This is a genomic window from SAR202 cluster bacterium, from assembly GCA_009392515.1.
In the GTDB taxonomy this organism is placed as follows: domain Bacteria; phylum Chloroflexota; class Dehalococcoidia; order Lucifugimonadales; family UBA6952; genus UBA6952.
The window spans coordinates 51,197-63,290 of the sequence record VFGE01000019.1 but is presented as its reverse complement, the minus strand read 5'-3'; the positions used below and the strand labels follow the sequence as shown (position 1 = coordinate 63,290).

General features: G+C 32.5%; 14 protein-coding genes. 1 reads left to right on the top strand and 13 read right to left on the bottom strand.

Going from position 1 to position 12,094, the window contains the following annotated elements; translation table 11 throughout:
- The 13 genes from FI695_01635 to FI695_01575 form a co-directional block, all read right to left on the bottom strand.
- The coding region (locus FI695_01635) for an RIP metalloprotease RseP (protein ID MQG50668.1) at nt 1-231 on the bottom strand (231 nt) is incomplete at its 3' end.
- Nucleotides 228-1,349, bottom strand: a complete 1,122-nt coding sequence (locus tag FI695_01630; protein ID MQG50667.1) for a 1-deoxy-D-xylulose-5-phosphate reductoisomerase — start codon at nt 1,347-1,349, stop codon at nt 228-230. The genes FI695_01635 and FI695_01630, both read right to left, overlap by 4 nt.
- Nucleotides 1,346-2,155 carry a hypothetical protein gene (locus FI695_01625; protein MQG50666.1) on the bottom strand — a complete coding sequence of 270 codons (810 nt, stop codon included), beginning with the start codon at nt 2,153-2,155 and terminating at the stop codon, nt 1,346-1,348. Before FI695_01625 ends, FI695_01630 begins: the two co-directional genes overlap by 4 nt.
- Nucleotides 2,156-2,911, bottom strand: a complete 756-nt coding sequence (gene uppS / locus FI695_01620) for a di-trans,poly-cis-decaprenylcistransferase (GenBank protein ID MQG50665.1) — start codon at nt 2,909-2,911, stop codon at nt 2,156-2,158. It lies immediately after the preceding gene.
- Nucleotides 2,908-3,465 (bottom strand): ribosome recycling factor, encoded by a 558-nt coding sequence (locus FI695_01615; GenBank protein MQG50664.1) that lies wholly within the window; start codon nt 3,463-3,465, stop codon nt 2,908-2,910. The genes uppS and FI695_01615 overlap by 4 nt, the downstream gene beginning before the upstream one ends.
- A gap of 17 nt (nt 3,466-3,482) precedes the next feature.
- Complete coding sequence (locus tag FI695_01610) at nt 3,483-4,220, bottom strand: UMP kinase (protein ID MQG50663.1); 738 nt, start codon at nt 4,218-4,220, stop codon at nt 3,483-3,485.
- A gap of 23 nt (nt 4,221-4,243) precedes the next feature.
- Entirely contained in the window at nt 4,244-4,780 is a 537-nt protein-coding gene (gene tsf / locus FI695_01605) for a translation elongation factor Ts (protein ID MQG50662.1), read from the bottom strand.
- Nucleotides 4,749-5,678 carry a 30S ribosomal protein S2 gene (gene rpsB / locus FI695_01600; GenBank protein MQG50661.1) on the bottom strand — a complete coding sequence of 310 codons (930 nt, stop codon included), beginning with the start codon at nt 5,676-5,678 and terminating at the stop codon, nt 4,749-4,751. The genes tsf and rpsB overlap by 32 nt, the downstream gene beginning before the upstream one ends.
- A 105-nt stretch (nt 5,679-5,783) precedes the next feature.
- Nucleotides 5,784-6,335, bottom strand: coding sequence for a hypothetical protein (locus tag FI695_01595; protein ID MQG50660.1), 552 nt, complete (start codon nt 6,333-6,335; stop codon nt 5,784-5,786).
- Between the two features lie 14 nt (nt 6,336-6,349).
- Complete coding sequence (locus FI695_01590; GenBank protein ID MQG50659.1) at nt 6,350-7,549, bottom strand: aminotransferase class V-fold PLP-dependent enzyme; 1,200 nt, start codon at nt 7,547-7,549, stop codon at nt 6,350-6,352.
- Nucleotides 7,550-7,588: 39 nt separating this feature from the next.
- Nucleotides 7,589-8,689, bottom strand: coding sequence for a hypothetical protein (locus FI695_01585; GenBank protein ID MQG50658.1), 1,101 nt, complete (start codon nt 8,687-8,689; stop codon nt 7,589-7,591).
- 3 nt (nt 8,690-8,692) lie between these two features.
- The gene (locus tag FI695_01580; GenBank protein ID MQG50657.1) at nt 8,693-10,048 is read right to left on the bottom strand and encodes an amidohydrolase; all 1,356 of its coding nucleotides are present in this window, start codon (nt 10,046-10,048) and stop codon (nt 8,693-8,695) included.
- Nucleotides 10,049-10,053: 5 nt separating this feature from the next.
- Entirely contained in the window at nt 10,054-11,013 is a 960-nt protein-coding gene (locus tag FI695_01575) for an ornithine cyclodeaminase family protein (protein MQG50656.1), read from the bottom strand.
- A 101-nt stretch (nt 11,014-11,114) separates the two neighbouring features.
- Here FI695_01575 and FI695_01570 point away from each other — a divergent pair, with 101 nt between their 5' ends.
- Nucleotides 11,115-12,086, top strand: coding sequence for a D-glycerate dehydrogenase (locus tag FI695_01570; GenBank protein ID MQG50655.1), 972 nt, complete (start codon nt 11,115-11,117; stop codon nt 12,084-12,086).
- Nucleotides 12,087-12,094: the final 8 nt, after the last annotated feature.

The window sequence follows — 12,094 nt, the reverse complement described above, 5'->3', positions numbered from 1 at the left end:
GCTTTGAGGATCATTTGGATTATCTTCACCTGAAAATTTTACAAATCCCCCTAGAGGAATAGAATTTATACTATAGATAGTTTCTTTGTGTTTTAATTTTAGTATCCTTGGTGGAAATCCAATACCGAATTCTTCTACTTTGACTTTAAAGAATTTTCCAGCAATAAAATGTCCAAGTTCATGAAGAAGTACAATAATTGCTAAAGATATTATAAAGATAGCTATGTTCATAATTTATTATTTATCAATTCTAAAGTTTTGTACCTAGTTTCTTTGGTAATTTCTATAATTGTGTCTTTGGTTATTATAGACGGCTTATGTTGATTAATGATTTTTTCAAGATATCGAGGTATATCAGTATATTTAATTTGACGATTTAAAAAAGCATTTACTAACACTTCATCTGTTGCACATATTAGTGCGGGATAAGATTTGCCTAGTTTTGCTGCATCAAGAATTAATTTAAAACATGGGTATTTTTGATCATCTGTTTCGTTAAATTCCAGATTGCCAATTTTAGCTAAATTCAATGGTGATACAAGATCATTGGATTTTCTTTCTGGGTAGAGTAGAGCATGCTGGATGGGTAATCGCATGTCGGGGTTTGCTAATTGTGCTTTCATGGAGCCATCATTAAATTCCACTATAGAGTGGATAATACTTTGTGGATGTACTAATACGGATATTTTGTCATAATCAATATCAAATAACCACTTAGCTTCAATAACTTCGAAAGCTTTATTTGCAAAAGTTGCTGAATCAATAGTAATTTTATTACCCATAGACCATACAGGATGATTTAAAACCTGTTCTGGTGTTACGTTTTCATATTTATCAGTAGAGATATTCCTTAATGATCCACCAGATGCAGTTATAATTATATTAGCTATAGTAGATTCTTTTTCAATACATTGCCAAATTGCACTTGGTTCACTATCAACTGGTAATATCTTTTGTCTTACATCTTCGATTTCCTCGAGTAATGATTGAGCACTAACGATAATTTCTTTACTAGCCAATGCAACTGTTTTTCCAATTTTTAAAGCTTCTAAAGTTTCCTCCAAGCTGTATAAACTTGGCGTTGCGACAACAATTATATCTACTATTGGGTTAGATATAATATTAATATTATTTTCAAGTTTTGCTCCTTGTAATTCTACACGACTAATTAATTGCTGATTAAAATTAATAAATTCAGGCTGGAATTCGTCAATTTGTTTATTTAGTAGTTGGGTATTATTATTTGCTATTAAACCAACTACATTTAGTTCGTTTGGAAAAGCTCTTATAATATCTAATGTTTGGACACCAACAGAGCCAGTTGACCCTAGAACAACTATATTTTTCATATAATGCTCCAGAGCAAAATATTAATAGTAATTAGGCTTAATAAAATTGAGTCTATCCTGTCTAAACAACCACCATGTCCTGGCATAATTATCCCAGTATTTTTTACTTTAGCTTTTCTTTTTAGTGTTGAAATAATTATATCGCCAAATTGTGCAGTTATGTTTAACACTGTAGAAAACAATATTGTAGTTACTATACTTGTAAAAATAGCCAAATTCTGAGAAAAAACAAATATAAAAAACAATGTTGTAATTATAAATGAACCTACACTACCTTCAATAGTTTTATTTGGGCTTATTTTCTTAACTAATGGATGTTTCCCTAATGAAATCCCCACTATGAATGCCGAGGTGTCAGTTAAAAAAATACCAATCATAATTATTACAATAAGACTGATGTCATAATTATTATAGATACTTAATCCAGATATAATGGCCCCACTTATATAAATTAAACCTAATAATCCATAGAAAGTAAGTTTAATTTGGTTATTTACATCTAATTTAATTAAAATTATATAGAGCCCTGATATTAAACCTATGATGATAAATGTTTTAGTAATAATATCATTTGTAATAGAAGGTATTGATAACAAAGTCAAAATTACTGGCATCAATAATATTAGTATAATCTGTGTGGATAAAAGAGATATTTTTACTAACTTTATGAATTCAAATATTGCTAACATTGCTATAAGTGTTACAAAAATAAATAGATATGGATCTCCGAGAAAAATTGCACCAAAAAATATTGGTAAAACAACCAAAGCAGACATCATTCGTGTAAGAAATCGATTGTCTTTCATTTATAATTTTCCGTATTTTCTCTTTCTTGTACTGTATGACCGAACAGCTTTTAACAAATCATTAGGTTTAAAATCAGGCCATAATATTTCTGTTGAAAAATATTCACTATATACTGATTGCCATGGTAAAAAATTACTTGTTCGTTGTTCTCCTGCTGTTCTGATTATTAGGTCAGGGTCAGGTATATTGGCAGTATATAAATATTGATTTATTAGTGTTTCGTTGATATCCACACTTTTTATATTATCATCAATAATGTTTTTTATTGCTTGTATGATTTCTTCTCTTCCGCCATAATCCAAAGCGATATTGCATGAAAGTCCAGTATTATTTTTAGTAATTTCTAAAGAGTTATTAATTAATTTTTGTAAGTTATGAGAAAGTCTTTTGGTATTTCCGATATAGTTAATTTTAATATTTTTTGTATGGACTGATTCAGTTTCTTTCATAATAGCTTCTTCAAGTAAGTCCATTAAGCCATCAATTTCTGATTTAGGCCTATTCCAATTTTCTGTGGAAAATGCATATAAAGTCAAATGTTTAATATTGGAATTAATTACGATATCGATAAGAGGAAATATAGCAGCTATACCTGCTTTATGCCCATTTATTCTGGGCAGATTTTTATTTGTAGCCCATCTACCGTTTCCGTCCATTATTATTGCTACATGATTAGGTTGATTTTCTATTAATTGAAAATCTTGAATAATCTCTAAGGATGGTATATCAGATTGTCTAAGATATTCATTGATCATATTTCCATGATTTCTTTTTCTTTTTGCACAGTAATATTATCTATTTCACCAATGTGTTTATCAGTAGTTTTTTGGACTTGTTCTTGATATCTGTGTAATTCATCTTGCGAGATCTCTTTATTCTTTTCAAGATTTTTAATTTGATCCACAAAGTCTCTTCGAACATTTCTAATAGAAATTTTATAATCTTCCGATTGTTTTTTTACTATTTTTACTAATTCTTTTCTTCTTTCCTCAGTTAAAGGGGGAATAGGTATTCTAATGACTGATCCATCATTTGTAGGATTAAATCCCATATCTGATTTTTGTAGACCTTTTTCAATAGATATAATCGCTTCTTTGTCCCAAGGTTGAATTACAATTAGTTGAGCTTCTGGAATACTTATAGTTGCAAGATTTGATAGAGGGGTATTAGATCCATAGTATTCTACTATGATATTTTCGACTAATGAACTTGAAGCTTTTCCTGTTCTGACTGCTCCGTAGTCTTTTTTTAAAGCATCTATAGTTTTATTCATTTTAGTATCAGTTTCGTTTAATAATTGTTCGCTCATATTTATACCTTAAACATTTAAATATTTTTAGTTTTTGAATTCGAGATAGTGGTACCTATTTTTGAACCTGAAATGACTTTTGAAAGATTTCCTTTTTTAAATAAATCAAATACTACTATAGGCAAATCATTTTCCATACATAAAGATAAAGCAGTTCCATCCATAATTTTTAGTCGCAAATTAATTGCGTCAATATACTCTAAGTTATCAAATTTTTTTGCATTTGGATTGGTAACTGGATCACTATCGTATACTCCATCAACTTGATTTTTGGACATACACAATATATCTGCACCTATTTCGATTGATCTTAATGCAGCAGCAGTATCAGTAGTCATATATGGGTCTCCAATACCAGCGCCGAATATTACGATACGTTTTTTTAATAAGTGACTTGTTGCTTTTCTTCTAATGTAAGTTTCTGCGACTGCTTGAACGTCAATTGCTGACATGGTTCTTACTTGCATACCATTTTTTTCGATGGCATCTTGCAGTGCAAGGGCATTCATTAATGTAGCAAGCATTCCTGTATAATCTGCAGTGGCTCTGTCCATTCCCAACGCTTCCCACTCGTGTCCTCTCCAGAAATTACCACCACCAATTACAACTGCTATTTGTACACCAAGCTTTGTGGCATCTTTAAATTCATTAGCAAGATAATTTAGGGATTCATAATCAATACCAAGATTTGAGTCTCCTTTTAGAGACTCTCCACTAAGTTTTACCAAAACTCTGCTATAATGAGAATCTTTAATGGTATGCTCCTATAAAGCTTTAATTAGTTGCCTAATTCAAATCTTGAAAAGCGTCTTACCTTGATATTCTCTCCAACTTTTGATGCTAAGTCAGTAACCAAATCACTAATATTTTTTGAAGAATCTTTAATAAAGGCTTGTTTCATCAAAAGTAGTTCATCATCATTGGTAGACTTGTCTTCAATTTCATCCTCGTCTAGATATTGAGGATTCATGGCTGCTACTTGCATTGCTAAATTATGAGCAAGTTCTTTGAATTCGTCCATTCTTGCTACAAAGTCTGTTTCACATACTAACTCAACCATTGCACCAACTTTTGAATTTCCATGTATATATGATTCTATAATTCCTTCATTAGTTGCCCGATCGGTTTTTTTTGCGACATTTGCTATGCCTTTTTGACGTAACAGAGATATTGCTGTAGAAAGATCACCTTTGGCTTCTTCTAAGGCTTTTTTGCAATCCATAACACCGGCACTTGTTTCTTCACGGAGACTTTTGATCATATCAGTAGTAATTTCCAATATATTATTCCTCAGGTTTTTCGGTAGTTGTTTCATTGGAAGTATTTGATGTGTCTTCAACTTCAGCTGCAGGTTCTTCAGCAATTGATTCATCCGAAGCATTTGATGTGTCCTCTACTTCAGCTACAGGTTCTTCAGTAGTTGTTTCATTGGAACTATCAGATGTGTCCTCTACTTCAGCTACAGGTTCTTCAGTGGTTGATTCTTCAGCAGCAGTAAGTTGTTCAACAATCTCTTCTTGAAAACTATTGGCTCCTGAAGTATAGGATTCTACTATTTCGTTTAGCAGAAAACGAACCGATTTTATCGAATCATCATTACCTGGAATAGGGAAGTCTACTAATTCTGGGTTGCAGTCTGTATCGACGATTCCAATTATAGGAATTTTCAACTTCCTAGCTTCTTGTATTGCAATATTTTCTTTACCAATGTCGACAACAAAAATTGCCTCTGGTAATTTCATCATTTCTTTGACACCACCAAGATATTTATTTAATTTTGCTAATTTATCATCAACTTTTTGGAGTTCTTTTTTGGGGAGATGATTTAATTGATTCTTGGCACGTTTTTCTTCAGTATTTATCAAATACTCAATTCTTTTTTGGATGGTAGTGAAGTTAGTAAACGTTCCTCCTAACCATCGGTAGTCAATATAATACCCTTTGGTAGCATTAGCTGCATCAATTACACTTTGTTGTGCTTGGCGTTTTGTTCCTACAAATAATAGCTTGCCGCCATTTGCAGCTATTCTTTGGACAAAGCTTTTTGCTTCATCAAGCAATTCTGCACTTTTGTATAAATCTAGAATATGGATATCATCCTTAACCGTAAAAATGTACTTTTCCATTCGTGGATCCCATTTTCTTGTTTGGTGTCCAAAATGTACTCCAGATTCTAATAAGGATTGTAATCCAACTGTTTTATTTTCTTGCATATATTTATATTATTTCCGTATTTTTTTAGGATTCTTTTGACAAAGAAGCCCAATTATATCATAGGCATATAATATGAGCAATCTATATTAAAAAATGCGATGTAATTAATCTACAGGGAAGCGCATGTGGATGATATCTGCGCTATCAAAGATTAGTTCGTTATATGTTATCGCTTTAGGTGTTTCAAATACAACCCATCCTACAATTTCACAGTTTTCAGCATTACCACACTTTGTCGGTAATTCTATAGTAGGAGTTTTAGCTGAACCATCTGCCCACAAAAATGGTGAAAATTCACTAACAGAGCTTTTTTCAGAAAGTTTTTTCCTGTCTTCAAAAGGATTTAATGGAAGATAGTCTACATAGTCATTGTCTCGAAGCGTTATAGTATCTCTATTGACAGTCATATATAGGGTACTTGCTTCCCTGTTCATAAATTGCAATTGCGCAACAGTTAACTGCCTGTCTGATTGGCTTGGTTCAATAATATATTGATCTCCCGAAGACATATAGATTATCTTGTCGGTAGTTTTAATTTGTTTGACTCTAGCTGCTAAAGCGTCCCCAAAATGCCAGTCGGTAGCTTTTGCAGTAGAATCGCATCCAACAACTACAAGTAATAATAAAATCATAATATATATTGTGTAATGTTTCATTTTTTTATCCTAATTTATAATACATTAGAAAGTGTAGGCATTGACCTTAATCTTGTAACTATTTTGGGAAGAGTATCAAGTACCGAATTTATTTCTTCCTCAGTAGTATTTCTACCTAAAGTCATTCTAACAGAAGATTGTGCTGTTTCATCTGTTAAACCTAAAGACTTTAGAACATGAGACGGTTCTAATGAAGCAGATGTACAAGCACTGCCGCTAGAAGCAGCAATACCTTCTAAGTCTAGGCTTAATAATATTGATTCTCCTTCAACATCTTGAAAAGAAAAGTGTGCATTATTAGCTATACGATTTATAGGGTCTCCATTTAATGTTACTTTTTCAATATTTTTTAATACACCGGATATTAATTTATCACGGAGAAGTGTTGTTTTATTTGTAATTTCAATTCTTTCTAATTCTGCAAGTTCTAAAGCTTTTGCTGTGCCAACAATGCCTGATACGTTTTCTGTTCCTGCTCTTCTTTGCCTTTCTTGGTTTCCTCCAACAGTAATAGGTGTAAATGGAGTTCCTCTTTTAACATACAATATTCCACAACCTTTAGGACCATAAAATTTATGCGATGAGAGACTCAACAGATCAACATCAAGATTTTTAACATCTAAGTTTATATATCCAGGTGCTTGTACCGCATCTGTATGAATTAGTATTTTCGTATTATTTCTTTTAGCGTAGTCTTTAATTATTTTGGAAATTTCATTTATTGGTTGGATTGTTCCAATTTCATTGTTTGCTAACATTATGCTAACTAAAGTAGTTTTTGAGGTCAATTGCGATTTAAGTGATTCTATATTAACAATACCTTGATTATTTACTGGTAAGTAGGTAATTTTAAAATTAAGATTTTCTTCTAGAAATTCACAGGCATTGAGTACAGCATGATGTTCTATTGAGCTTGTGATAATATGTTTTCCAATATTCATTTGAGCAATGGCAGTACTATAGATTGAAGAATTGTCTGATTCAGTTCCTCCGCTTGTGAATATTATTTCACTAGGTCTACAATTGAGGATTTTTGCAACTTTTTCTCTGGATTGATCAATTGCGACCCTGCTCTGTTGCGCAATTGTATAAATACTTGATGGATTGCCAAAATTATTTGTTAAATACGGTTTCATAACTTCATATACTTCATCTCGTATATATGTAGTTGAAGCGTGATCAAGATAAATTAAATTTTGACTCTCTTTTACCATAATACATAAATTTTATATGCTATATTGAGCCTATAGTATCTAATTTAGCTGTGAATTTGTAAAGTTGAAGTAAAACCTGACAACTAATGCGATTATGGTTGCGATGACTAATCCTAATACTAAGTATAATAATTGAAATGTTTCTTGGAATATTGAAATACTACTTGTTATGTAAATGGCGATTATCATTATCGCAGTGATGTCACCATATATTTTCTGACTAAATTGTTTCTTACATGCAAAAAGAACAATAATTGTCATAATAATACTTGCAGTGGCAGAAATGAGATGAACATTTGATACAACATTTAGTAAATGAACATTAGTAGCGACGAGGTCATCAGCAAAAAGGACTACACCTATATTAAAAAGGTTACTTCCTAAAACATTAGTGATTGCTAATTCAGGAGCATTTATTCTAAGTGCTGCAATGGATGCAGCTAATTCGGGTAAAGATGTACTAAATGCTAAGAATTGTGTACCTACGAAACTTGTTTCCCATTCCATGTATATTGCTATATTTTTACCTACATTGGCGAGCCATACAGCACAGATTATGATTATGATTGCTGATAGCAAAAAAATAAAACCTGACTTTTTTAATGTATCAGATGTATTGATTGCATCTTCCGATCCATCATTATTTTTTTCTATCTTATAAATAATAAACATTGAGGTAATAAAAAGTAGTAGCAGGACAATACTTATTGGATCTAATCTATTAAATATAAGAAAACTAATTTCATCAAAATATTCCATGTAAAGTATTCCAAATACCGATATGGAAATTAGTATCATAGACAATCCTGCTACAATTATTGGTGTGTTACCTACACTTGATAATATAGGTTTGTTTCTATAGATTAGATCAAGTATTGCTATAATTAATAAATTGAACACACAACTTCCATAAACATCTCCAGCAGCTAAGTCAATTTCGTTGAACAAAACAATACTGCTTGCACCTGTGCCTAACTCTGGAAGTGATGTAGCTGTTGCAAGTAATACAACGCCAATTATTGATCTGCCAAGGCCCGTTTTATCAGCAATATTATCTGCTGACCTTGCTAGAAAGTTTGATGCATATAGGATTATGGCAGTAGTAATACCAAGTTGTATCCATAAAGATAATATTTGCATTTATTATCCTTCAGGTGCGTATTCTATAACTTCAGCTACCGATCTTTGAAAATTTAAGTATTGACTAGCTGTCATGTTGTAATTGTGTTTTTCTTTTATTTCTTTGGCTTTTGCTGCATTATTTGATAATAGATCAATCACTACACATGCCATTGCTTTTGCAGGTTGTATAACTGCCTTCTCATAATCATGGATGAGGTAGGTTTCACTATGCCCTACACCATCTCCACCACCAACATAAGGGTGTAATGTAGGCATTATTTGAGATAAATCTCCCATATCTGTAGACCCACCACCATTATGTGAATTATCTATAATATCAATGTCGTCTTTAGTCGTGAGATGACCAGCATTTTGCAGAAATAATTCTTGTAATTGTGGGTTATCAAGTCTAGGCATATAACCAGGGATATTAGTAACAGATACTTTCGCTCCTACTGCCATAGCTCCTGCTTGGAAACATCTATCTACCTTTTTACTATTTGCTACAACAGCTTCATTAGATCCTGAACGAACACGCCATTCTAATGTAACTTGTGAAGGTATTGAACTAACTGCTTGACCACCGCGTGTAAGAATTCCATGAACACGAACAGTATCTGTGTCTAGAAATGTTTCTCTATTTGCATTGATTCCGGTAAGTGCAATCATGGCAGCATTCAGTGCATTAATTCCCATATGAGGAGATCCTCCAGCATGAGCGGCTTGCCCTGTGAATTCAACATATTTTACTATATGGGCATTACTTGTTCCTCCAACACCAAAAGTAGTGTTTGTTGCAGAGGTATGACACATCATTGCCATATCTACATCATCAAAGACTCCAAGTTTTATGAATTCTTGTTTTCCGCCCATAAATTCTATTTTACCTTCTTCTCTTAATAACATTCGTTGTTCTACATCTATAAATTCTTCAGCAGGAACGGCTATAGGTATTATTGATCCACTTAAGTTGTTTTTTACTTCAGGTACAATAAGCCCAATAATTGAACCTATCATACTGCCAATTTGACAATGATGCCCACACGCATGAGCAGCACCTGTGGTTAAATCATGTATTGGGTGTTCGAAAATTCTTAATGAATCAAGCTCACCAATAACTGAAACATTTGGTCCTTCGCCTCCTCCACAGTCGATATTGCCTTTTAATCCAGTTAATGCCAAATTAGCATCGTGTTCGATACCTAGTTTAGAGAAAATTTCACTTACATATTTAGATGTTTTAAATTCAGTAAATCCAACTTCTGGATTATTTAATATATGTTTTGCGTGTCCTATAATTTCTTCTTTTCTTTTATCTATTTCTTCAATCGCTAGTGCTTTTAATTCTTCAACAGTTGGCATGATTTTATCCTCCATAATGTTTATAAGTCTAAAGGTATTTCTTGTCCAACACCTTCAGATTTTGCTCTTTCATAAGCAAGAGCGGCAGTTGCTATATCACTTATAGCTATACCCTGAGATTCTAATAAAGTTATGTCTTTATCAGATTTTCTACTAATAATTTTTCCAGAAACTAGATCAGATAATTCATGGATTTGATCCCAACGTATAATACCTCGTTCTATTGGGTATAATAAATCTCCAGCTTCAATATATGCGTCATCTTTACTGTCAACAACTATAGAATCTGCTCGTTTAATCACATCATCATCTACTTCTCGTCGTATCCAGTGATTACTACCCGCAGCATTTATGTGCATACCTTCTTCTAACCATGACCCAAATAGTATTGGTTCTCTTGCGGTTGTCATTGTTATAATAATATCTGAGTTTGAAACACACTTTTCAGGTTCATCAACTGGAGTAATTTCTATACCTAAGGTTTCTGTCATTTCTTTGCTGAAGTTTATGCAAGCTTCTTTATCTCTGTCATAAGCTTTAATTGAACTAATATTTCTTACAGTACATACACCTTCAAGTTGAGCTCTTCCTTGAAAACCTGTACCAATGATACCAACGGTTTTACTATTTTCGTTAGCCATATATTTTGTTCCCACAGCGCTTACTGCACCAGTTCTCATCTGTGAACATCTTCCGCCTTGCACAATACATAATAAATCACCCTGCTCTCCATCATAAACTAAGGTCATAAATCGTATACCTTTTCTAAAACTTGTATACGTTTTTAATCCAAACACATTTGGTTCGGCAAGAGATGCTGCCATAAGATGATGAAATCCTCGTGGGAGTCTAATTCTTGATCTTGGTCGATTCCAAGTAACTCCTTTCCCAACTTCTTTGAATGCATTTTCCATAGTATTTACTACATCTTCCATAGTAAGTAGATTGTTGATTTCAGCATCTCCAAGCAAAAGCGCCATAAATATCCTCCACTAATTTATTTGATGGAGCCTAGTATATCATAAGAAATATTTGTAATATTATAAAAATAATCATATGAAATTAAAATAAAGGAGGATATATGAGTTTACCCAAAGTTTTTGTTACTCGTATTATTCCCCCCGAAGCCCAAGAAATACTAAATAAAGTTGCTAAAATAGAAATATGGCCTCAAGAAACCAAACCGCCACAGGAAGTACTTATCCAAAAAGCATCGGAATGTATAGGACTATTTACTACTATTGAAGATCAAATTAATGGTGAGGTTTTAAAGTCTGGTAAAGATTCTTTAAAAATTGTTTCAAATTATGCTGTTGGTTATGATAATTTTGATATTGATACAGCTACAAAAAATGGCATTATAATGTGCAATACACCTGATGTATTGAGTCAAACTACCGCTGATTTAGCCTTTGGCCTTATGCTTTCGATCGCACGAAATATTGTTAGAGGAGACAATTTTGTTCGATCAGGTAAGTGGACTCATTGGCATCCTTCCACTCTTCTTGGAAGAGATATTTATGGTGCTAATTTATTAGTGGTAGGTTTAGGAAGAATAGGTATGGAAGTTTGCCGTAGAGCTATTGGATTTGGTATGGAAATCTTTTATTATACTCGTACGAGAAAATTGAATTTAGAAAAAGAATTAGGTTTAAAATTTGTTCCCGAACTTAAAGATGGTATAGCTAAATCTGATTTTATTAGTATTAATACTATTTTGAATGATCAAACATATCATTTGTTTGGAAAAGAAGAATTTAATACAATGAAAAATAGCGCTATTATTGTTAACACAGCCCGTGGTCCAATAATCGATATGGAATCTCTTTACAAAGCTTTAAAAAATAATCAAATAGCTGGAGCTGCTCTAGATGTTACCGACCCAGAACCTATACCAACCAGTCATCCAATATTGTCTCTTGAGAATTTTGTTGTAACTCCACATATTGGCAGTGCCAGTATAGAGACAAGAAAAAAAATGGCAGTAGCAGCTGCTAAAAATATTGAAGCATATTTATTGAATAAAGCTATTCCAAGTAGTATAAACGGATAATATAAATT